This window comes from Vibrio sp. 1S139, from assembly GCF_041439475.1.
GTDB classification, from domain to species: Bacteria; Pseudomonadota; Gammaproteobacteria; order Enterobacterales; family Vibrionaceae; genus Vibrio; species Vibrio crassostreae_C.
In genome coordinates, this window is the sequence record NZ_JBGOOD010000070.1 from 1 (window position 1) to 21,545 (window position 21,545).

The 21,545-nt window shown below is 44.0% G+C and carries 17 protein-coding genes and 3 pseudogenes; 11 read left to right on the plus strand and 9 right to left on the minus strand.

Features of this window, described 5'->3' with window-relative positions; all coding sequences use genetic code 11:
* Nucleotides 1-284 precede the first annotated feature (284 nt).
* Nucleotides 285-422 (plus strand): annotated as a pseudogene (locus ACED46_RS18440) (GTP-binding protein); the annotation flags it as partial.
* Nucleotides 423-539: 117 nt separating this feature from the next.
* Here ACED46_RS18440 and ACED46_RS18445 read toward each other — a convergent pair.
* Nucleotides 540-1,269: pseudogene (locus tag ACED46_RS18445) on the minus strand (DMT family transporter); the annotation flags it as partial.
* Between ACED46_RS18445 and ACED46_RS18450 the strand changes: the two are divergent.
* Together ACED46_RS18450 and cqsA are read left to right on the plus strand one after the other, a co-directional pair.
* Nucleotides 1,260-2,546 (plus strand): annotated as a pseudogene (locus tag ACED46_RS18450) (PLP-dependent aminotransferase family protein); the annotation flags it as partial. The pseudogenes ACED46_RS18445 and ACED46_RS18450 sit on opposite strands and share 10 nt — an antisense overlap.
* 289 nt (nt 2,547-2,835) lie before the next feature.
* On the plus strand, nt 2,836-4,017 hold the full coding sequence (gene cqsA, locus ACED46_RS18455) for an alpha-hydroxyketone-type quorum-sensing autoinducer synthase (RefSeq protein WP_371722118.1): 1,182 nt from the start codon (nt 2,836-2,838) through the stop codon (nt 4,015-4,017).
* Between the two features lie 150 nt (nt 4,018-4,167).
* Here cqsA and ACED46_RS18460 read toward each other — a convergent pair whose 3' ends face one another.
* The 3 genes from ACED46_RS18460 to ACED46_RS18470 all read right to left on the minus strand — a co-directional run bounded on the left by ACED46_RS18460 (nt 4,168) and on the right by ACED46_RS18470 (nt 8,498).
* On the minus strand, nt 4,168-6,216 hold the full coding sequence (locus tag ACED46_RS18460; RefSeq protein WP_371722119.1) for a response regulator: 2,049 nt from the start codon (nt 6,214-6,216) through the stop codon (nt 4,168-4,170).
* Nucleotides 6,217-6,472: 256 nt separating this feature from the next.
* The gene (locus ACED46_RS18465; RefSeq protein ID WP_371722120.1) at nt 6,473-7,288 is read right to left on the minus strand and encodes a TauD/TfdA dioxygenase family protein; all 816 of its coding nucleotides are present in this window, start codon (nt 7,286-7,288) and stop codon (nt 6,473-6,475) included.
* Nucleotides 7,289-7,598: 310 nt separating this feature from the next.
* Nucleotides 7,599-8,498, minus strand: a complete 900-nt coding sequence (locus ACED46_RS18470; RefSeq protein WP_017066263.1) for a Vmh family MBL fold metallo-hydrolase — start codon at nt 8,496-8,498, stop codon at nt 7,599-7,601.
* A 160-nt stretch (nt 8,499-8,658) separates the two neighbouring features.
* Here ACED46_RS18470 and ACED46_RS18475 point away from each other — a divergent pair, with 160 nt between their 5' ends.
* Nucleotides 8,659-9,552 (plus strand): LysR family transcriptional regulator, encoded by an 894-nt coding sequence (locus ACED46_RS18475; RefSeq protein ID WP_017069834.1) that lies wholly within the window; start codon nt 8,659-8,661, stop codon nt 9,550-9,552.
* A gap of 145 nt (nt 9,553-9,697) precedes the next feature.
* Nucleotides 9,698-10,099 carry an ACT domain-containing protein gene (locus ACED46_RS18480; protein ID WP_371722121.1) on the plus strand — a complete coding sequence of 134 codons (402 nt, stop codon included), beginning with the start codon at nt 9,698-9,700 and terminating at the stop codon, nt 10,097-10,099.
* A gap of 106 nt (nt 10,100-10,205) precedes the next feature.
* Here the strand turns inward: ACED46_RS18480 and ACED46_RS18485 are convergent, their stop codons facing one another.
* Both ACED46_RS18485 and ACED46_RS18490 read right to left on the minus strand, forming a co-directional pair.
* On the minus strand, nt 10,206-12,092 hold the full coding sequence (locus ACED46_RS18485) for a methyl-accepting chemotaxis protein (protein ID WP_029222286.1): 1,887 nt from the start codon (nt 12,090-12,092) through the stop codon (nt 10,206-10,208).
* A gap of 343 nt (nt 12,093-12,435) precedes the next feature.
* Nucleotides 12,436-13,152 carry a DUF1826 domain-containing protein gene (locus tag ACED46_RS18490; RefSeq protein ID WP_371722126.1) on the minus strand — a complete coding sequence of 239 codons (717 nt, stop codon included), beginning with the start codon at nt 13,150-13,152 and terminating at the stop codon, nt 12,436-12,438.
* A gap of 276 nt (nt 13,153-13,428) precedes the next feature.
* Between ACED46_RS18490 and ACED46_RS18495 the strand changes: the two genes are divergently transcribed.
* The 6 genes from ACED46_RS18495 to ACED46_RS18520 all read left to right on the plus strand — a co-directional run bounded on the left by ACED46_RS18495 (nt 13,429) and on the right by ACED46_RS18520 (nt 19,014).
* A complete protein-coding gene (locus ACED46_RS18495) occupies nt 13,429-14,001 on the plus strand; it encodes a YceI family protein (RefSeq protein ID WP_102320061.1) in 573 nt (190 codons plus the stop codon).
* A gap of 321 nt (nt 14,002-14,322) precedes the next feature.
* Nucleotides 14,323-15,018 carry a VC0807 family protein gene (locus ACED46_RS18500; protein WP_017065484.1) on the plus strand — a complete coding sequence of 232 codons (696 nt, stop codon included), beginning with the start codon at nt 14,323-14,325 and terminating at the stop codon, nt 15,016-15,018.
* Nucleotides 15,019-15,374: 356 nt separating this feature from the next.
* The gene (locus ACED46_RS18505) at nt 15,375-15,650 is read left to right on the plus strand and encodes an HU family DNA-binding protein (RefSeq protein ID WP_017059113.1); all 276 of its coding nucleotides are present in this window, start codon (nt 15,375-15,377) and stop codon (nt 15,648-15,650) included.
* A gap of 25 nt (nt 15,651-15,675) precedes the next feature.
* Nucleotides 15,676-15,819 (plus strand): hypothetical protein, encoded by a 144-nt coding sequence (locus tag ACED46_RS18510; protein ID WP_017059112.1) that lies wholly within the window; start codon nt 15,676-15,678, stop codon nt 15,817-15,819.
* A gap of 320 nt (nt 15,820-16,139) precedes the next feature.
* Entirely contained in the window at nt 16,140-17,042 is a 903-nt protein-coding gene (locus ACED46_RS18515; RefSeq protein WP_133151375.1) for a VirK/YbjX family protein, read from the plus strand.
* A gap of 268 nt (nt 17,043-17,310) precedes the next feature.
* Complete coding sequence (locus ACED46_RS18520; protein ID WP_371722122.1) at nt 17,311-19,014, plus strand: FAD-dependent oxidoreductase; 1,704 nt, start codon at nt 17,311-17,313, stop codon at nt 19,012-19,014.
* Nucleotides 19,015-19,180: 166 nt separating this feature from the next.
* On the opposite strand, the gene ACED46_RS18525 is transcribed toward ACED46_RS18520, so the two are convergent.
* From ACED46_RS18525 to pnuC, 3 genes are all read right to left on the minus strand, one after another.
* The gene (locus ACED46_RS18525; RefSeq protein WP_371722123.1) at nt 19,181-19,861 is read right to left on the minus strand and encodes a Crp/Fnr family transcriptional regulator; all 681 of its coding nucleotides are present in this window, start codon (nt 19,859-19,861) and stop codon (nt 19,181-19,183) included.
* 125 nt (nt 19,862-19,986) lie between these two features.
* Nucleotides 19,987-20,715 carry a nucleoside phosphorylase gene (locus ACED46_RS18530; protein ID WP_371722124.1) on the minus strand — a complete coding sequence of 243 codons (729 nt, stop codon included), beginning with the start codon at nt 20,713-20,715 and terminating at the stop codon, nt 19,987-19,989.
* Between the two features lie 8 nt (nt 20,716-20,723).
* A complete protein-coding gene (gene pnuC / locus ACED46_RS18535; RefSeq protein WP_371722125.1) occupies nt 20,724-21,458 on the minus strand; it encodes a nicotinamide riboside transporter PnuC in 735 nt (244 codons plus the stop codon).
* Nucleotides 21,459-21,545: the final 87 nt, after the last annotated feature.

The following is a 21,545-nucleotide window of genomic DNA, read 5'->3' on the forward strand; positions in this document are numbered from 1 at the left end:
TTATCGCCCAAACTGGTTAAATTTTAACAGTGACATCTACCCTGCCAGATAGGGACAGTAACGAAATGGCGTTATATTCCATACAAACAACCATTAATAGAATTTAAAACTTTAGCGAACTAAATAATAATTTTTGAGACTTTTCTCCGATACCCAATAAAATCAGCCACTTGATTTGATATGGGACTCAACAGAGGTTACTAAATAAGCGTTATTAAATATAAGATTTGTATCATTTCAGAATTTAATTCGAATTCACTTATAAAAGCCTATGTTCTTTTGAGGTTTTCGGTTACAACTTAACAGAGGATGGCTTGACGGAATCAGAACTCGATGAGTGTATCGAAATCAGAATAGAAATGATCGGTCTAGAAATAGACGATGATCTTGAGAGCCAGTTACTTGCGTGTATGGTTAGTTGATTGCTTAGTAAGTTGGTTATTTAAATAACTTCACTTCTTCGACATAGAATAAGACCTCACAAGTGCGAGGTCTTATTTGTCATTCAAAGCTGCTCATGCAATATCAGCTTTCTTCAATCATTTTTGTTCAGCAAGTGTTTGTGTCGCTTTGGTATTCGTTGTATTCGCAGGTTTCACAATCAAACCAATCCCGACAAGAAACAGTATTGATGCAACAACCTGAGCCACAGACAGCACCTCATCATACATAAAGTAACCGCTAATCAATGCGAAGATAGGCACTAACAAGGTTAACGGCGCGGTCGTACTTAACGGGTATTGGATTAACAGCTTATTCCATACCCAATAACCAAATAGCGTGGTTGGGTAAGCCTGAAACAGCACCGCAATCGTCGTGTTCCAATCCCATTGTTCGATGCCCTGCCAGATAATTTGGTCACCATGTAACATCACGGCAAATAACACTAATGGCACTGGAGCAAACAGCATCCCCCAGACATTGAACGCAAAAGCTTGAGTGGTTTTCGATGCCTTAACGATCACGCCCATCAAGGTCCAACTGCACGCCGCAATCATAATCAAGATCACGCCATTAACGGTGACATTACCCGTAGCTGCAGATACCAATACCGCCAACGCACATGGCTAGCATCGCACCCATTAATTTACGTACGGAAGCACTCTCCTTGAACACCCACACGCCAACCGCCATGCCGATTAATACGTTGGTTGAAAGCAAGACCGATGAAAGCCCAGACGATAAACCAGCAGTGATCGACCATGAAGCCATACCCCAGATACCCACACCGAACACAAAGCCATAACTGACTAAGTAGCGCCAAGCAACAGGCGATCAGCATGTCGACCGTGGTGAGCTGCTACCAAAAACTGGAATCACAAGGTTGGATTCATTCTCGACCGCAAGCGGGATATTTTGTTTCTCCTCATAAACCTGCTCACTCAACCCCAGAGTGGGCACAGTTTGAGAGTAAGGTGTCCAGCGTTAGGCAAACCTCATCGACTCACAACTCAATCAATGGGCCTTTAGGGGTTTCGAGCACCACTAATGATGAGCAGTCGATCGTTGAACTGGAACGAAGTTTTCGTCGCGCTATTAGGCGTATGAGCAACAGGCTTAACCATTACCCAGATACACAAGGTGAGCCGATTTTACGACAGGCATTATCCACTCATTTTGCCAAGCTCGATGTGCACTTTTCACCTGAAGAGATGGTGATTACGGCTGGCTGTATGTCTGCGATTAAGGCCGCACTTGAATCTTGCACTAAAGAAGGCGACACCATCGCTATTAGCTCGCCATGTTTCAACGGTATTCTGGAATTGCTCGGACAAATGTCGCGAAAAATCATCGAGATCCCGTCTCTAGATGATGGTGTCGACTTGCAACAACTGGAAGCGCATTTGAAAAATAAACAAGTCGATGCCGCGATCTTTTGTACCTCTCATATGAACCCTCAGGGGATCAATATGTCGGCAAGTCAAAAACAGAAGCTTGCCGAATTAGCGAATCACTATCGAGTGCCGATCATTGAAGATGATGTGTATCTGGAACTGTCCTACTCCTCACACACGCCGCTCCCCGCGAAATACTACGACAAAGGCGGTTTTGTCTTATGGTGTGGATCAGTATCGAAAAGTTTGTCACCGAGTTACCGTTTGGGATGGTGCTTGCCGGGCAGGTTTATCAACGAATACAAGGCTCAGTTCTCAGCTGCGAGCTACGGCGTTGCCCTGCCCACTCAGCTTGCGGTTGCTGACTTTATTGGATCTGGCCAATACGCTAAGCACGTGAGGAGAAGATGCACTCAGATCTTGTCTTTGCGCCAACAATACCTAAGTTATTTGGCTCAGCACCTTCCTCAAGATGTGAAGATAAGTAATCCACAAGGTGGCATGGTGCTTTGGCTGCAAATCCCAAGCTTGAACCAGTCAGCCTTTGCTCAGGGCATTACCGAGAAGAACATTGATATTAGGCTTGGACACCTGTTCAGCACTATCGACCTTTACAGCAATTGCTTACGCATCAATATTGGGTATTCGTTAGAGGGTGGAGCCAAGCAGCAATTGGATGCCTTAATCGAGCTTATCCATATTCACAGCTAACAGCACGTAGCACGTAGCACGTAGCACGTAGCCTTTCAAAATCCGCTTTTTTAAAGCCTTCCGAACACCGAATTTTAATAGCCTTTTGTCATAAAAAAGAAGGCTATTATTCCTATCTTGTTTCGGTTAAAGCCCCAAACCGTAAGGAAAACCACTCGCCTCAAAACCCTTAAATACTGAGTTTGCAAGCACCCACAAATTTATGCAACTTGGCTAATGACACATCACTTTTTATCGTCAATATACAGCCGTCAGCGCTGGCGTTTTCCTGTATTTGAAGAGAACTATTATGAGTGATAAAACAAAAAACAAACCACTACCTTCCTTTATCGAAGAACGCTTGAACTTCTATATTCAAGACCTGATTACCCAGAACCAAAGCCAAAAGCATTTGGTATTGGGTAAACGCCCCCAGCGCAGTGCCGTTGTGATGCAGAGCAATGATTACCTAGCGCTGTCACACAACAAACAGATCCAACAAGCCCATCAAGCGGCGATCTGTGAGCACGATGACAACGTGGTGATGTCTGCGATTTTCTTACAAGATGAGCAGTCTAAACCTGCGTTCGAAACTGAGCTTGCGAACTATGTTGGAATGGAGAGCTGTTTGCTTTCTCAATCGGGCTGGGCGGCCAATATTGGGCTATTGCAAACCATCTGCCCACCGGGCACACCTGTGTATATTGATTTCCTTGCACACATGTCGCTATGGGAAGGGATTCGGGCTGCCGGCGCAGTCGCCCATCCGTTTATGCATAACAATATGAATCACCTACGCAAACAGTTAGAGCGCCACGGCTCAGGTGTCATTGTTGTCGACTCGGTTTACAGCACAATAGGCACCATTGCCCCACTGTGCGACATCTACGAAATGGCGCAAGAGTTTGATTGTGCGGTCGTCGTTGATGAATCCCATTCACTGGGTACACATGGAGAGAATGGTGCAGGCTTAGTGCAAGCATTGGGGCTCACCAAGCAAGTCGACTTCATCACCGTTAGCTTGGCAAAAACCTTTGCTTATCGCGCTGGGGCAATCCTTGGCCCTAAACAACTGTCTAAAACCTTGCCGTTTGTGGCGTACCCTGCGATTTTTAGCTCAACAGTGTTACCACAAGAAGTGGTTCGTTTAGAGAAAACGTTGGAGGTGATCAAAGGTGCGGAAGACAAACGAGAAGCCTTATTCAATCGGGCTAAGTCGCTGACTACGGGGCTAAAGCGAATTGGCTTTAATATCCGCAGTGAGTCTCAAATTGTAGCGCTAGAGTGCGGCAATGAAAGAAACACGGAGCGTGTGCGAGACTTCTTAGAAGAACGTGATGTGTTCGGTGCGGTATTCTGCCGCCCTGCGACTGGCAAGAACAAAAACATCATCCGTTTTTCAGTGAATGCCGATATGACGCCAAGAGACATTGACCATGTGCTCACGGTTTGTCACGAAGCGTACCATCACCCCGAGTTAGAGTTCGTGTAACCTTTTTCGAACCATATTTATAACCAACACCAACGGCAGGACTGAATGGACGCTATCATGTCGCGATACAAAAAGAGCCCAGCAATTCGCTGAGCTCTTTCTTGAATCTATGTCTACCCAATGGCCGTGAACTTCAGACTATTACACCCGCTAAATCCAGTGAGCAATTTTATCAAACAGTCGGTTTTTATCGGCAGGTTTAACAATAAAGTCCGACATGCCTGATGATTCCATCTTTTCCAAGGTAACGGGAGAACTGTCACCCGTGTGAGCAATAATCGGCACCGAAGAGTATTCTTTGTCGGCACTGCGAATTCGGCGAGAAGCTTCAACACCATCCATGATTGGCATTTCAATATCCATTAGGATCAAGTCGATTTCGTCGATATCAAGCGCATCTAAGGCTTGTTGTCCGTCTTCTTTTTGCACAACATCAAAGCCCTGTTTTTCCAATAACATTGCCGTAAATCGGCGTAGAGATTCATTGTCATCGACCACCATAATCGTACGTCTAGTGGTGGCCTCTAGCGGTTTTACAGCAACCGATGGCATCACGTAGTTGGAGTCAAACAGTAAACGGTCAATGGTCGCTTTAGTATTTAGTAGCCAGACTTGTGTTTCCACCCAAATAGGCTCGAAAGAAATGTTACGTACACGCTTGATAGGATGACGCTCATACAAGTAAATGATTCGCGCCTCAGTAAACGAAAATAACGATTCAATCCTATCGAGGCAATTGGCTCTTAAATCCAAGCTCTCCATATCAACGAAAATCAAGTCGAACTCAAACTGATATTCCTTATTCTGTAGCGCTGACGCCACATCCAAAATCTGGAGGTCAAAACCCATAAAGCGAGAGATTTCAGTCATTTTACTGGAAAGCACTGTCTGATCACTGATCATCAGCACCGTCTTGAGTTTAGTCAGTTCGCTCTTGATTTCCTCTACCGAATTGGAAGTCAAAGATGGGAAAATCATCGTGAACTGTGTCCATTGATCCACTTCAGACTGGCATTTAATCTCACCACCAAACGAGCGCATGACCTTCTGACAAAATGGCAAACCTAAACCGTAATTACCCGACTGGCCTGTGGTGTAAAAGTCTTGGAAAATACGACGAATGATATCGCTCGAAATACCAGAGCCGTTATCCGTCACCATTATCTGGTTCGTCACTTCATCACTGAACATGGTGACATGAATATGAAAATCTTCAGGGCTACGATGATGGAACGCATTCTTGAACAGATTATACATGACGTATTTCAACAAGGTGTCGCTACCCAAGAACTCAAAGTTACTCTGCACATCCAAGGAGATTGCTGACTTATCAGCAGAGCGCTTGTAATTGAAACTGTCTATCGCATCCTCAACCACCGCTTGCGCTGAATGCTTCTTAAACGTAGATCGAGAGACTCGGTTTTCATCAATTGAAGTCAGTAACAGATCTATCGTTTCGTTACCGGAATGAATGATCTTCATCGCCCCATCGCCCACTTCACGCAACTGAATCACTTCTTCATTGCTTAACGCATATTGCCCTTTTTGATCGCCACTTTTAGGGTTCGGCAATATGGACTGCATGACATCAATAGAGGTAAGTAATCCGCTTAGAGGGTTTCGCATCTCATGGGCAATACCCGCACCAAAAGACTTCGCCAATGACACCTTGTTTTCATGTTCCACCTGATTGCGGAAGTAGAACAAGTTGCCGAATAAGTAGATAAACAAAAAGATTGGCACATGCGTCCAATCCATTGTGAGTTCGAGGTAGAAGCCTTGTGCAATCCAAGCGCACAAGGTAGCAATCCCAATACCGGCAAAGGTTTGTGCAAACATCACTCTCGTCACGTGCACCAATAAAATATGGAGGAAAATAGCCGACATGAATGACATAACCCAAACGTTGGACCAATTATTCATTAGCAGCATGTAGAAGAAGAAACCTGGCAAACAGATAGTTACGGCAACTTGATAATAAGCCGGAAGGTATTTTCGCCATTCAAATGGGACGCGATTGCGAAATATAATGCCAAAGAACAATACCGAGCAAAACAGGCGAAGCGCTAAGTTTTCGTAGGGTTGCGGGAACAAAAACTCCCACACAATGTAGTAAATTGGGAAGCCGACAAAGCCCATCCAACCCACGAGGGTTAAATTCGGTTCTGCGTACTGGTAAACTTTACGAATCGCGTTCATACGAAATACTTTGCTCTCTAAGCCCTGACGTTTATTAATTCTATGATTTGGTTTTTATACTTATATTTTGGCGCCGATTATATTACACATCACGTCCGAGCAGTGAGGTTTCAATCAAATATGTACCAACGCATTTGTTTTTATTATTAAGCGTAGATGAATGATGCACCCTGCTGACGCTTAAATTTAAGTACGAGTGCTTGGTTCAGGGATGGGCATGCGCGGTGTTCTTTTGATAACTGTGTTCAGCTTACCGCTATGTCACTGTTACTCGATGCATTTTTCTTGGAGTATCCCCGTAATCTATCACTGCGTAATGTTGCGTTACCCTGTTATCCCAGATCGCCATTGAGCCGTTGTCCCATTTGAAACGAACTTGAAACTCAGGGCGTCTCGCAATTTCAAACAGTTGGCTGAGTAAAACATCACTCTCTTTGCGGTCGAGTTCGTTGATATAACGAGTAAACTGTTCATTGATACAGAGCGTTTCTTTATCCGTTTCAGGATGAACTTGAACAACAGAGTGAACCACTGGCGGATTCTCCTGTGCTGTTTTAATCAAGGATTTGTGCCAATCGAGATCAATGTCTTCTGATTCTATACCTTCAAAGGCCACAAGCGAATGAGTCGCCGACAACCCTCTCAACTTAGCTTTCATATCTTCATGTAGAGATTCAAAAACCGCAGTCATAGAACACCAGATAGTGTCACCACCAATGCTTGGAATGTGTTGAGCATGCAACAGGGAAGCTTTCGACGGCAAGCTGCGCCACGTTAAGTCGGTATGCCAATAACTTTCCTTTGGCGCATTGCCACGGGTTGTTTCAATCACACTCACCTGTGACGCACTTTCCACGCGAGGGAAGAAAGGATGTGCAGGTTCTAACGTTCCAAAGCGCTGTGCAATCATCAAGTGTTGTTCTGGAGACAAAGTCTGCCCGTCGAGAAAGATCACTTGATGGGCAATAAGTGCCTGATACACCTTATCGAGTTCATCAGCACTGCATGTAGAAAGCTCTAGTTCGTGAATACGAGCGCCGATGTGAGGAGTAATGGGTTCTATTTTCAACATACTTTCGCTTATTGGTGATATTGAGTTGCAGGGCGGATCTGGCTACTAGGCTAATCTGACTACTAACTGTAAACCGGGTAAATGCTGATTTTCTTTCTCACTTGAAATAGAAAGTCGTCTCTCCGAAACAAAAAAAGAGCTCCTAAGCTGGAGCTCTTTTCGTTTTTTGATACTTCCTGTATCCATAGACAAGTCCAATCTGTAGTACTTTCACTGAAAGCCAGATCATCGATATCTCCAGTTGTGTATCACCAATAAATCTAGCATACAATCTTCAGACTGTTCTGGGACACAACCGAGATAATCAACTCTAGTGCCAAGCCATCTCGCCGCTTAGCACTTTCGCGCCAAGTTCTAAATCGCCTTCCGTAGCCTCAAATTTCGGGTAGGCTTTCTTCATGTAATCACTGATCTCAACCGATGTTGGATTACTTTTGCTCGCCAACGCTTTTTCAATATCAGCCACATAATCCTTCGTGAAGTGAACTGCATTTATTCCTGTTGGCATTTCACCTAAATAGTGACCCGGAATTACAACCTCTGGCTCTAGTGCTTTCATACGCTCCAACGATTGTGACCACTGGCTACGAATCTCTTTCGATGCAGTATCTGCCATCCATACATGCACACCGCTATACACCGACACGCCACCAAACACCGTTTTTTCAGACGGAACCCATAGGTAAGCTTGGTGTGTATTTATCTCTTTCACTTCGATGGTTTCACCTTCGATGCTTAATGTTGTGTCGTTCATCACCATTGGAACAATCACCTTAGAGGGCGCGTTGCCTTCTAATATAGGCCCCCAGTATTCAAGCTTTGCATCTTTGGTGCGTTTGATATGCGCGACAACGGCTTCACTGGCAACGACTTTAACGTTAGGAAATGCCGAAACTATCGGTTCCAAACCAAAGTAGTAATCTGGGTCGCCGCTACTGATGTAAATCATCGATAATTTTTTGCCAGTCGCTTTGATTTGCTCCACCAAATTTTGTCCATCAGCCACACTAAATTGCGCATCAAACAGAATCACTTCTTTCTCACCCGAGACCAATACCGAGCTTGCCGGGAATATCGCGTTCTCGCCGGGGTTATAGTGAGTAATGTTCAGTTCTGTCGCTAGCGCAACACTTGATGCCAGCACGGTTCCTAGGCTTATGGTTCCTAAAAGCATGCTTTTTGATAACAGGGTTTTCGATAACGTATTCATGGCTTTATTCCGATATTTGGAGTTGAACACCTGCCAACTCGCTGAATGTCCAAATATCTTATTTGATTGTTTTTAGATGAAATAGACATCAAATTAACTTTAACTGTTGCAGTTTTCGGACATATACTGAGGTCGGTTTAATTCTCTAGGCAATAAAACAATGGATAAACTCGAGGCAATGAATGTCTTTGTCACCATAGTGGAACGTGGCAGTTTAAGCGCTGCGGCAGAGCACCTTGATCTCTCACGAACCAAGGTCACTCGTTATTTGGGTGAGTTAGAAGCATGGATGGACACACGCTTGCTTCACAGAACAACACGAAGCTTGAGTTTAACCAGCGCAGGTAAAGAAACACTTGAGGTCGCCAGAGAACTTTTGGCACTGGAAACATCCCTAGCTGGGATCAGAAACCAAAACCGAGAGCATTTAAAAGGTCAGCTGCGTATTACTGCGAGCTACTCGATTGTCGATAGCTTCTTGATGGAATCAATTAGTCGCTTCATCGCCAAATGGCCAGAGGTTTCTATCGACATTATCTCGACTGATCAGACCGTCAACCTGGTTGAGTCACGCATCGATTTGGCCATTCGCATAACCAACGAACTGACGCCCAATATTGTCGCGAAGCAGATCGGTGAATGCCGCTCCGTGATTTGCGCATCGCCTCAATATCTAAAAGAGAAAGGCACACCCACAGAAGCCCAAGATCTAGCGCACCACAACTGTTTATCGTTCAGTTACTTTGGCAAAACCGCTTGGACGTTCAATGGCCCCAATGGGCTCGAATCGGTTCCGATTAAAGGGAATATCAGTGCAAACACCTCAGAGGTTCTGCTTTCTGCCACACTCAAAGGCAACGGTATCTGTTTACTGCCCTTCCCTTCAGTGGAAACCTTGATGCGTGATGGTCTATTAGTGCCACTGCTTTCTGAATGGCAACCTAAAACGCTCGGTGTTCATGCTATTTATGGAACGCGTAAACAAGTCACACCGCTGTTAAGAGCCTTTATCGACCATTTATCTGACGAGATGGAACAATCGACAAGTTGGTAGAAGTACGATGCCATCACTAAGGAGGAAAACTTGCCATTAGTAAAACTGATGCAGAATTAAAATCATTAATTTTACTTAACTGTCAGTTGCTTCTATCGTGACTGCATACATCATCAATTAGCTTATTCACGCAGGGAAACTGACTATGACTGCCATTACCGATTTAGACATTTTGTTAAAGTCCATGTCACCAGAACTCATTGAAGGCAACTATGTTTTCTGTACTGTCGACGGAGCGTTAACAGACTATGTTCAGCTCAATCCAATCTCAACTTTTCGTGAGAAAGAAGGTTTAACGCTGGTTCTGGAAGAAGACGTTGCGACCAAAGCGCAGTTAAGTTTCGACGGTGTGTTTAGCATGATCACTTTATCGGTACACTCGAGCCTAGAAGCGGTTGGACTAACCGCAGCCTTTGCCACCAAGCTTGGTTCTTACGGCATTAGCGCCAACGTGATTGCTGGCTTTTATCACGACCATATCTTCGTTCAGAAAGACAAAGCTGAAGCCGCAATGAGTGCGCTTAGAGAATTTTCAGAAGCGGATTAGTAAAGAATTCGATTGTTCACAGACACAAAAAAAGCGACGTAATCTACGTCGCTTTGGCTTATTGCTTAACGTGCACTCACTGATCAGGCATCAGTGAGCGAACCAGTTAAGCAAGCTTAAAAGTCGCCACTTTGTCACTTAAGCCAGCGGCTTGGCTCTTAAGTTCGTTCGACTCAGTTAAGCTGTCCTGTGCGCCCACAACTAGGTGGTCGGTAACATCTTTAATGGTCGTCACGTTCTGGGTAATTTCACCCGTCACATGTGTTTGCTCTTCAGCAGCCGTCGCGATTTGAGTCGCCATATCGCTGATCAAAGCAACCGCCGTGTTGATCTCTTCAAGCGCATGCGAAGCTCTGTCGGCATCTTCTACTGAATGTATCGCCAGTTTAGAACTGCTCTCCATCAGCTCAACCGCTTGCGCCGTTGTGCGCTGCAGAATATCAATTGTTGATTTGATCTCTTCCGTTGAAGAGTGGGTACGCTGCGAAAGCACACGTACTTCATCCGCTACCACAGCAAAGCCACGACCTTGTTCACCCGCACGAGCCGCTTCAATTGCAGCATTCAAAGCAAGCAAGTTGGTTTGTTCTGCAATGCCTTGAATCGTTGCGAGTACTGTCGAGATCTCTTGAGCATGCTTGTTAAGTTCGCTGATCACATTACCTGCTTCGTTCACTTCATTGGCTAGGTTATTGATAGAACCTTTAGTGTCGACGACCAGAGCGTGACCACTGTTAGTGCTTGTCGCTGAGTCTTGTGCCGCTTTTGCTGTTTGCTCGGCATGCGATGCAATCTCTTGAGTTGCACAGGCCATTTCCGTTACAGCCGTTGCCACCATTGTGATTTCTTGCTGTTGATGGTTAAGCTCATCCACAGAACGGTTCGCACGTTGAGTACTTTGCTCTGACTGGCTATTTAACTGTTCTGACTGCCCACGGATATGGCCAATCAACTGCTGTAAGCTTCCAACAAAGGTATTGAAGTTATGAGCCAACTCGCCCACTTCATCTTGGTTTTCTACATGAATGCGTTGAGTCAAATCACCGCTACCATTCGCGATTTGCGCCAATGCTTGAGATACGTGGTTCAACGGACGGAATAGAATAGTACACAAAAGGTTAAACAGTATGGTACATACAATGACGACCAGCAGTGTCACTAAAACTTGACCAATCACTGCATCAAATAACGGTGCAACCAGAGAGTCATGATTAACAACACTCACTGTAATCAGGCTCGTTCCGTCAATAGCACGTGCGTACAGAACATAGTCGCTGCCATTCAGCTCGATAGAAGTGTCTTTACCGCTAGTCAGAGCCTTTTGTACATCGGAGAAATTTAACCCAAGTGAACTGATATTCTTGTTCAGTAACTTAGTGTCAGGGTGCGTATAAACCGTGCCTTTGTTGGTCGCGATGAACATGTAACCTTCACCTGGAAGAATCACCTGCTCTAGACTGTTTAAGATGTCTGTAATTTCTACATCAGCACCCAACACAACCTGTTGCCCATGCAGTTGCATTGCTGTTCCTAATGAAACAACGTTCGCCCCAGTTGCTGCAGCAACCGTTGGGTTATCCATGAACACCTTGCTTGGGTTCGCAACCGCATTGGTGTACCAACCCCATAAACGGGGATCATCATTACCCGGCGGCAGTACTACTCCGTTCGCGTTCTTTTGCGACCCATCAGGAAATGCCAAGAAGACATTATCAAAAGAGGCTGAGTCACGAACCTGTTTTAGATGAGTCACCAAGCTTTCTTGTTTGGATTCTTTCGAAAGAGAAGTAAGCGCACGCTCTTTGGATAAGATCCAATCCGATACATATTGATTGTACGAAGCCGATGCGCCCTCTAAGCGCTGTTCAACTTCAATATCCAACCTTTGCAGTGAAGCACGAAAAGACAATGCCTCGACCAAAATCCCCCCCAGGATAATGGCCATACTGGCTGAAATCGCCAGCTTATTTTTAAGCGAGAGTTTCTTGAACATAGGAAACCTATAATTTGGAAGTAAAAAACCGTGGCGAACAAATTGGTTGCCAAAGCGGTTTGCAAGCGGGATATATTTTACGCTTTAAAATAAATTAAGAAACCGATGAGGAACTGAAATATTGATATATGTGAGTAAGTGCACTCATCGTAACCCATTGATTTAGAGAATGGTAAACTCTAAATTTTGAATTAATGTGCTAAACATGGTCAGCTGATGAGTGTCTCTGTTTGAGAATAATAACGGCACAGATCGCGCCATGCCGTTAGCTCATTAGGAAGGTATTTAAATGAGTTGAACGTCTGAATAGAAACAGGTTGCGAACTAAATAGTCAAAAGTTGATCAACCAAAGTCCAACGTTAACAGCAATCGTGTTTCGTCAGATGAAGTGACTGGTGAACGGTGAACAAGGCCTCTATTCTCATTGCCACTCCAACGCTCCCCTTTTAATAACGCAACATCACCACTGGCCATTTTCTGGATGTCAGATTCGTCGTTGTACAGGCCTGAAACAGAATCAGGCTGTCCGTTAGCCCCTAGCCCTAGCTTAGAACGGTCGACTAAGTCGTTTGGTAACCATTGAGTCGCAACACCATGATAAGTTGTCACCAAGCGGCAAGGCACTTGATCAAAATGGAAACGTGGGCACATCGCTTGATTCAGAACGGCTAAACGCAACCCGACTTCTTCAAGCTCAAACAAACAACAGAACATATCCACCAGCTCTTCCATGTTTTCTAACAGCGCTTTAGAGGCGGTGCCATCGGTGGCAAATTCCAACTTATCGAAAGCATTTTCAGGTGACACGCTAACAGACTTACTAAAGTTTGGATTCAAGGCGATAAATTCACTAATTGCCGTCGTTAAGCCTTCATCAAACTGTCGCTGCCATACCGCTATATTAATATCACTTTGGTAGATATCCGCTAATACCGTTGGCTGCTCAGAAGCACTCAAGCTTGGCTTGTGATTTGCCTTATCCTGAATACTCACAGCTGAACTAATGTTGAGTGGCTGGCTGCTATTGGTAGCCAAAGGCTTGGTTAACACGGCATTCATTACGTCGTCTCCTTGATACATGCTCATCGCTTCCCTTTTACCAACAGAATAATTATTCTTGGCAAGAGTAATTTTGGTTATGTTATAACATAGCCAAAATTAAACAAGTCACTTCGTCGATCATGATTCCAGTAATACAGCGACGCTCTTCTTTTCCTGCGGTAATTTTTCGAATGCTGAACTAAGCTTCTCTCAATCACTCTTTCCAAAAAGTCATTTTAAAAACGTACGACTCAAGAACGTAAACCTGTGAATTCATCAATCTGGTGACAACTTATGAAAAAACTAATCTCTACATTCGGCCTCCTATGCACCGCTATCTCCGCTCAATCTTTCGCGGAGTCGGGCTACACATTAGATCCGAAGTTATCGAACATCACATTCGCGACCATTAAAAAGCAGTTTATTGTCGAGCCCGCATCCATCAAACCTATGTCTGGAGGACTTACCGAAGAGGGTCAGTTTTCAATAGTATTGGACTTGAAAAGCGTGAGCACCGGAGTCGCTATTCGTGACCAGAGACTGAATGAACTCTACTTTGAATCGATGACTTTTCCTGAAGTGAAGATCTCTGGGAAGGTTGAACCGTCGATGCTATCTGGTGATCCAAAAAGAACAACAGTAGCAGCGGAAGTTACTTTACACGGCGTAACCAAAACGATCGATTTCCCAGTTGTGGTGGTTCCATCCTCAGGGTTTGTCATGGTTAGCTCAGCTTCAACAATCATCGTCAATGGCGCTGATTTTGGGATATCTACAGAGAATCTAAACAAACTTTCAGCGACCGTGGGTGGATTAGCGATTTCCGACCAAATCCCTTTGAGCTTTAACCTACTTTTCGACGAATAATGGGCTTATAACTCTTCCTTTCTGTTCTGCCTCATTTCACATTCATCAATCGTTTAAGAGCGGTGAATGTGAGTAAGAGTACGCGACAACGCAATAAACTGAATTAGGTTTGAATAAACTAAACCAAAATTTCCACTCGATTTCCCCAAGTCGGCCAGATAAACATCCCTCACAAAGTATTAAATTGAGAGTTATATAGGCTCAGAGATGTCGTTGATGTCACATGTCGTTACACAGCATGACGCCTTAAGGCTTTACATCTTGGGCGAGGTAAACAACAATCCCTGAGAATAAATCCATAACATAATGTATTTAGAAATTATGAGTAACACAGAAAACAAAAAATCGAGTCCTCTTTTCGAAGTCGTGTTTAACGTCTTTCTTCCTTCATTCATTTTAATGAAGTTCAGTGGAGATGAGCTTCTCGGAACAGGCTTAGCATTACTTGTCGCACTAGCCTTCCCTATTGCTTACGGTGGCATGGAGTTGATCCGCAACAAGAAGTTCAACTTCATAGCGGCGCTTGGCTTCGTCAGCGTGCTATTAACGGGCGGTATTGGTTTCTTTGAGCTAGACACTCGTTGGTTAGCACTAAAAGAAGCATTAATCCCTGGTCTAATTGGTTTGGCGGTTCTTGGCTCTACCTTCACCCGCTACCCGTTTATCCAGAAAGTTATCTTCACACCGGCCCTGTTAAATATCTCTCTTATTGAAGAGCGCCTAAAGCAGTTCGGTAACCAAGCAAAGTTTGATCGTTGTCTAATGACATCCAACTACCTATTCGCGAGTACTTTCGCATTTTCTTCAGCTATGAACTACTTCCTAGCGACTTGGATTGTGACTAGCCCTGCTGGCACCGCTGCCTTTAATGAAGAACTTGGCAAGCTGACACTTTACAGCTACCCAGCAATCGCCATCCCAAGCATGCTGATGATGTTAGGTATTTTCTACTACATTTGGCGTCAAGTTCGCACGATGACATCACTAGAAACAGAACAAATTTTTATTACTAAATAGTTCTGAATTAACAAATCGCTCTGACAGCACAACATGAAGCCCAGCAATTAAGCTGGGCTTCTTTGTTTTTACTCTTTCGTTATCAACGTGATAGATGACAGCTTCGATTTGGATTATGAATCGAACGGGCAACCCTAATGCTCTTTTCTCAAGTAAATTTGGGCAACATGTCTATAAACCAATAATAATCAATGAATTGCATTGATTGAACCGACAGATGCTTTTATAGTCAATTCTGTTGGTTACTTTACAAAGCTCTACCCGCTCACTGACATTATTTCAATTGCTGTTGATAAGATCGCATAAGCTAGGTGCTAAAGGTAGACGCCAGCCGTACTCAATAAGGAATATAGATTATGAACAAATCTCAATTAGTTGAACACATCGCGACTTCTGCAGACATCTCAAAAGACCAAGCAGGCACAGCACTAAATGCGCTAGTTGAAGGTATCTCTACTTCGCTTGCGAACGGTGATGACGTATCGATCCTTGGATTTGGTAGCTTTAAAGTTAACTCTCGAGCTGCTCGCACTGGTCGTAACCCGCGAACCGGAGAAGAGATTCAGATTGCCGCATCAAAGACGCCAGCATTTAAAGCGGGCAAGGCACTAAAAGAAACGTGCAACCTGTAACACAAAAAACACAAGGAAGATTACGATGACGACTAAGGAAAAAGCGAAAACGAGCCGAAGCAAAAAAGCAGGCAAGTCGACTAAAGCGCAAGCCGAAACGCCTAAGACTCGTCAACGCATTGAAGAGCTTCTCGAAGAGCGTGAACTGGCTAAACTGTTAGAACTTTAGTTTATATAAGAACTAATGTTTAGGTTTAAGCAAGGTGATAGTTTGTTATCGTTCTAATGCCACTGCAGATTTGTAGTGGCATTTTTGATTTAGGAGCAAGCGCCTCTAATAAATAACATTGATACCCCTCCCCACTAAAGCGACAAACACATCTGTCCAAAATCTGAACGCTAAGTAACTGATTGAGTTACATAGCTATACATATCCATACTTACCCAAATCACCTTTTTCACTATCATCATTTTCTTGTTATTGGTGAGATTATTGGAAGGGTTCATGACACGACTATGTTCGAGCAATCCTTCTTCTTTGAGGTGATTATGAATGTCGTTCGCATGGGGATTGAAGCAAATACCCATAAAAATAAGGGTAAGTACAAAGCGATAGTTAAGTTTACTATTCGAGCCCTGTTTTATTATTCAGCTACTCGAAAAATGAGTAATAATTTCAACTCTGAAGAGAGAAAGTTATTATTTATCAAGCAACCCAACTTCCTTTCTAAATTTGTGACTCCCTACTTATGTACTGGCTTTAGCAATAAAGAAAAGATCGATATCTTATCCAAACACTACGACTGGTTTGAAAACACCTTCGCAACAGAAGCTAGACACCAAATCTATAACGAAAGGCTCAATCTTTTAAAACTTGAGATAGATGACAACGTTTATCTGGTTAATCTCAGCTTCGAAAGAAACGCGAGAAAAGAAGGTGAACTGACAATTTCATTGACCAACTCTCAACTCGAAAAAATGTATACCATTTCGTTTACTGTTTTCGACAACAACATCTACATCGGCGGTATACAGGGTGGCGCCAATGACAATGGATTTAGCCGCACATTCACCAAAGCTTTTTACGGTTTAAGACCTAAATCCTTCATGGTAGAAACACTACGACTGCTCGCTATTAACTTGGGTATCGACAATATCTATGCGGTAAAAGAGTCTGGTCATGTCTCGAACTCATTACGCTACGGTAAGAAAAACAAAGACATCAGCCTTAAATACGACAGTCTGTGGGAAGAGCACGATGGACAGGTGCATGATAACTATTTCTATCGTCTCCCGACAAACCCGAACAGGAAAGATCTTGAAGCTCTAAAACGTCAAAAGCGTAAGTTGTATCGCGAGCGTTATGCCTGGCTAGATCTGTATGAACAAGATCTGAAGAACGTAATCAGTCAGCACATCCATGATCCTGTTCATTATGCTCATGACAGTTAATTTGGCTAACCTGTACTCGACTCGCTAACGCGTATTACCTTTACTAGCGTGCTTTAGTCTAATCACAGCCCTTGGACCAAACGCTCAATCCCGAGGTGATAGCTTTAAAATAAATATTAGACAATGCTAATTTACATCTTTATAGTATCTAGGTATTTCGAAAACTACTCAATCGCCGGCGACCAGCCAGTACTGATCATTAAGAAGATACAAGCTCTATGCTCGGCAATTTGTATAGTTAAACTTAGAGACAGTAATAGGTAAACGTATGACTAAAATTGTAATCATCGGTGGCGTAGCTGGAGGTGCTTCAGCTGCTGCACGCGCTCGTCGTCTTAGTGAAGAAGCCGAAATCATAATGTTTGAACGAGGACCATTCGTCTCTTTTGCCAACTGTGGATTGCCATACCACATAGGTGGCGATATCGAGGATAGAAGCAAGCTTCTGTTACAAACACCTGAAAGCTTCTTAGCTCGCTTCAACGTTGACGCACGAGTGATGAACGAAGTTACCTCTATTGATCGCACCAATAAAACCGTTACAGTCAAAAATCTTGTTGATGGTAATCACTACAGCGAGAGTTACGACTTCTTATTACTCAGCCCTGGAGCCGGTGCCGTCGTTCCTCCCATCTCAGGAATCGATAACCCCCTAACCCATTCACTACGCAATATTCCAGATATGGATCGCATCATCGAAACAATCCAAATGAATAAACCTGAGCACGCGACAGTTGTTGGCGGTGGCTTTATCGGCTTGGAAATGATGGAAGCGTTTCATCAGCTTGGGATCAAGACTTCGTTGATTGAGATGGCTGACCAAGTAATGACGCCAGTAGACCGGGAAATGGCCGGCTTTGCCCATGCGGAGATTCGTGACAAAGGCATCGACCTAAAACTCGGCGTCGCGCTTGAGTCTGTGAAATATATACCTAACGAACACATCGCAAGTTTTGATTCAGGCGAGAGCGAGAAGCACCAACACATAGAGGGTGAATTGGAATTAACACTTAATAATGGCGAGTCATTAACTACTGATATCTTAATCATGGCTATCGGTGTGCGTCCTGAGACTAAGTTAGCAAAAGAAGCAGGACTTCAAATTGGCGAACTAGGTGGTATCTACACCAATGAAATGATGCAGACTAGCGATCCTAGCATCTACGCTGTGGGTGATGTGGTCGAAGAAAAAGACTTTGTCACAGGTGCACAAACTCTAGTTCCGCTTGCTGGCCCTGCTAACCGTCAAGGTCGTATGGCTGCCGACAACATGCTCGGACGCAATGAAATCTATCAAGGTACACAGGGCACAGCTATCTGTAAGATTTTTGACCTAGCCGTTGCCTCAACAGGGAAAAACGAAAAACAGTTGAAGCGTGAAGGCGTCGACTATGAAAAAGTCTATGTGCATACCGCAAGCCACGCTAGCTACTATCCTGGCGCTGAGATTGTCTCGTTCAAGATGTTATTCGCCCCTAAGACAGGGAAAATACTAGGTGCGCAAGCCGTCGGTAAAGATGGCGTTGATAAACGCATTGATGTTATGGCAGTAGCTCAACGTGCAGGTATGACCGTTGATCAGCTTCAACACCTTGAATTAACCTATGCACCACCTTACGGGAGTGCCAAAGACGTGATTAACCAAGCCGCATTTGTTGCCAACAATATTATTAAAGGTGACGCGACACCTATTCATTTCGATGAGATTGCAACATTAAGCGACAACCAACTCCTACTCGATGTTCGTAACCCTGGCGAACTAGAAAATGGTGGCTTTATTGAAGGCGCAATCAACATTCCTGTCGACCAACTGCGTGATCGAATGAGTGAGCTCCCAGCAGACAAAGAGATTGTAATCTACTGCCAAGTCGGGTTACGTGGTAACGTGGCTTATCGCCAACTCGTCAACAACGGCTTTAAAGCACGCAACTTAATCGGTGGTTATAGAACACTCATGTATGCAAAAGCTTAAGGATTAATACTTAGTCGCCGGTAATGGTGCGCGGACACTTACGGGCTAGTTGCTAGTTGCTAGTTGCTAGTTGCTGAGAGAAAGTCGCTCATAAATAGATGCGAGTAGTTAATAGTAAACATTGAAAAACCGAGCTTGGCATTTAAGTAAGTGCCAAGCTCTTTTATTATTCGTAGGAGTCAATAAAAGCTTGCAGTGCTCTCTGATCGACAATTTCTAACCCTTGATCTCCTTTTCTGATGAAACCCTTGTCTAATAGGTCTTTAACCGCTCTTCGATACACTCTGCTCGATGTGCCAAAACGTTCCGCTTCTTGATTCACTTTATCGAAACCGCCTAACACAGTATTTGTCTGACTTTGAACCAATAAGTCGTAGGCAATGTTGTAGGTAATTGAGTGTAAAAGACGATTAGTGTAAATGCCCATAGAGTCTTGATAATCTTCCGCTAATGCAGAGGCGAAAAAGAACATCATCTCCGGATTTTCATGTAGCGCTTCTGATAGTTTCTGGATACAAATAACATCAACTTGCATGTGTTCATCAGCCACTACGTTCCACTGACAAGGGGTCTGCGTGAAAAACTCCATCTCACCGAAGATATGATAATCACAATTCACTTCGCCCAATTGAAAGCGTCGCCCATTAGCCGCCGAAATACTCATAGAGACTCTTCCAGCGGGCACTACATAAAGATACTGAAGCTGCTCACCTTGACGTAGGATTTCATCATTTTGATTGAAGTAACGAGAGTTAACTTGGTGTTGGTAGATGAGAGCTCTAAATTCAGAGCTTTTTTGTTCTAAGTAGTTTTTAAAGCGTCCGCTTGAGTATGGTGCAATCTTCATACTTACTCTCTCATTGCATTACTGCTGTTTATATTCAAACGATTGTAACCACTTAAACCACAGGAGAGAACCCAATAAAAAAGCGACGGTCTCCCATCGCTTTCGTCTTGCATTTATTCAGGCTCTTATTGAGTAATTAATGCTTCCAGTGCCGCTAATGACGCTAGCCGCTCTCCTTGCATCATTACCTCTGCCTCATCGACATATTGCCCAACGCCCTCCTTTACATCTTGTTCGTACAAGACAACATTGTTCAAGATAGAAGCGACATTAAGCCCTCTCAAGCGTCCCACGGTAAACAGCGCGGATGTTTCCATGTCTGCACCTAAAATGCCTTTGCCATTCCAGTACTGACAAAGCGCCTTCTCGTCATCGGTATAAAAACTGTCGTGTGAGCGTACCGTGCCCAAATAGTAAGGTGTTGTTTGCTGCTGCAAGAACTTGTCTAGCTCTTTAAGCAGAGAGAAGCTTGCATAGGCGGGATACGACGGCTTAACGTAAGCGGTAGAACCACCCTCATCGCGAACCGCGCCCTCTGCAATAATTAGCTCACCAAGCCCGATATGTGACTGCATCGCACCTGCAGACCCTACTCTGATGATATGAGTCACACCACAAAACTTAAGTTCTTCTACCGCAATGATCATTGAAGGTGCGCCAATGCCCGTGCTGCAAACTGATATCGCTTTCCCTTGATGAGTTCCAGTGAAGATTCGATACTCTCGGTTCTCAGAAACCATCTCGACATCTTCAAGCAAGCTCGCGATTCGATTCGCTCTATCTGGCTCACCACAAACAATAACTAACGGAGCAATTTGCGTTTCATCAACGCAGATATGAGGTTGCTTTGCCATCTTCACTCCTAAGAAGCCGTTGCTTGAGTTAACGATTTATCACTGTTTCGTTTAGCTGTGCGTGCCCACTCACGAGTACCGTTTGCCGCAATAAACATTAAGATTGCGTATTGAACAGACATTGCGTACACACCCTGCGTCGCATAAATACCAACGCTGATAATGTTAATCACAATCCACAGTATCCAGTTTTCAACATACTTACGTGTCATAAGAACTTGAGCAACAATAGATAGAATGGTCATCGTGGCATCCCAGAATGGGAACGCATCCGGTTCAAGCACTGGCTCCGCTAAATCCGCACCAAATAGATTCAGGCTATCTACCGCGATGTTTGCTAGCGCAAAAAAGAATGGGTCGATGTACATAGTTAACAAAGCAATAGAAATCGCACACGCTACGGCCGTTACTACTAGTTTATTTTGGCTCAACCAACGAACTTCTAGCGTTTCACCTTGCTCATTAGGACGTGTCCATGCGTACCAACCGTAAATGTTGGCGCAGAAGAAAAAGAGTTGAAGCAGTAACAGTCCGTATAACTGAATTTGGAAAAAGATAACCGCAAATAAGGTGACATTCAGTAACCCGAACAGGTAATTAATGGTTTTTTCTTGGCTTGCAAACCAAATACACAGCAACCCAAATACGGTGCCGAATGCTTCAATCCAGCTCATTGCGTAGCCATCCCCTATTGGGATATTGACTAAAGTATTGTTGATATCAAGTAGAGCGAATAGGTCCATAGATGTGTCCTTTATTATTTGTTTTAGTGGCACCTCATAGACAGGATCTTAAGAGCTAACTTGTTTATTTAGATAGAAAAAAGGCTT

Bases quoted from the DNA above. Each gene is read 5' to 3' on its own strand.
- ACED46_RS18510 (WP_017059112.1), top strand. From the start codon at position 15,676: ATGACGACTAAGGAAAAAGCGAAAACGAGCCGAAGCAAAAAAGCAGGC.
- ACED46_RS18530 (WP_371722124.1), bottom strand. From the start codon at position 20,715: ATGGCAAAGCAACCTCATATCTGCGTTGATGAAACGCAAATTGCTCCG.
- ACED46_RS18515 (WP_133151375.1), top strand. From the start codon at position 16,140: ATGAATGTCGTTCGCATGGGGATTGAAGCAAATACCCATAAAAATAAG.
- ACED46_RS18490 (WP_371722126.1), bottom strand. From the start codon at position 13,152: ATGAATGCCGTGTTAACCAAGCCTTTGGCTACCAATAGCAGCCAGCCA.
- cqsA (WP_371722118.1), top strand. From the start codon at position 2,836: ATGAGTGATAAAACAAAAAACAAACCACTACCTTCCTTTATCGAAGAA.
- ACED46_RS18495 (WP_102320061.1), top strand. From the start codon at position 13,429: ATGAAAAAACTAATCTCTACATTCGGCCTCCTATGCACCGCTATCTCC.
- ACED46_RS18465 (WP_371722120.1), bottom strand. From the start codon at position 7,288: ATGTTGAAAATAGAACCCATTACTCCTCACATCGGCGCTCGTATTCAC.
- ACED46_RS18525 (WP_371722123.1), bottom strand. From the start codon at position 19,861: ATGAAGATTGCACCATACTCAAGCGGACGCTTTAAAAACTACTTAGAA.
- ACED46_RS18475 (WP_017069834.1), top strand. From the start codon at position 8,659: ATGGATAAACTCGAGGCAATGAATGTCTTTGTCACCATAGTGGAACGT.
- ACED46_RS18505 (WP_017059113.1), top strand. From the start codon at position 15,375: ATGAACAAATCTCAATTAGTTGAACACATCGCGACTTCTGCAGACATC.
- ACED46_RS18500 (WP_017065484.1), top strand. From the start codon at position 14,323: ATGAGTAACACAGAAAACAAAAAATCGAGTCCTCTTTTCGAAGTCGTG.
- ACED46_RS18485 (WP_029222286.1), bottom strand. From the start codon at position 12,092: ATGTTCAAGAAACTCTCGCTTAAAAATAAGCTGGCGATTTCAGCCAGT.
- ACED46_RS18480 (WP_371722121.1), top strand. From the start codon at position 9,698: ATGACTGCCATTACCGATTTAGACATTTTGTTAAAGTCCATGTCACCA.
- ACED46_RS18470 (WP_017066263.1), bottom strand. From the start codon at position 8,498: ATGAATACGTTATCGAAAACCCTGTTATCAAAAAGCATGCTTTTAGGA.
- pnuC (WP_371722125.1), bottom strand. From the start codon at position 21,458: ATGGACCTATTCGCTCTACTTGATATCAACAATACTTTAGTCAATATC.
- ACED46_RS18520 (WP_371722122.1), top strand. From the start codon at position 17,311: ATGACTAAAATTGTAATCATCGGTGGCGTAGCTGGAGGTGCTTCAGCT.
- ACED46_RS18460 (WP_371722119.1), bottom strand. From the start codon at position 6,216: ATGAACGCGATTCGTAAAGTTTACCAGTACGCAGAACCGAATTTAACC.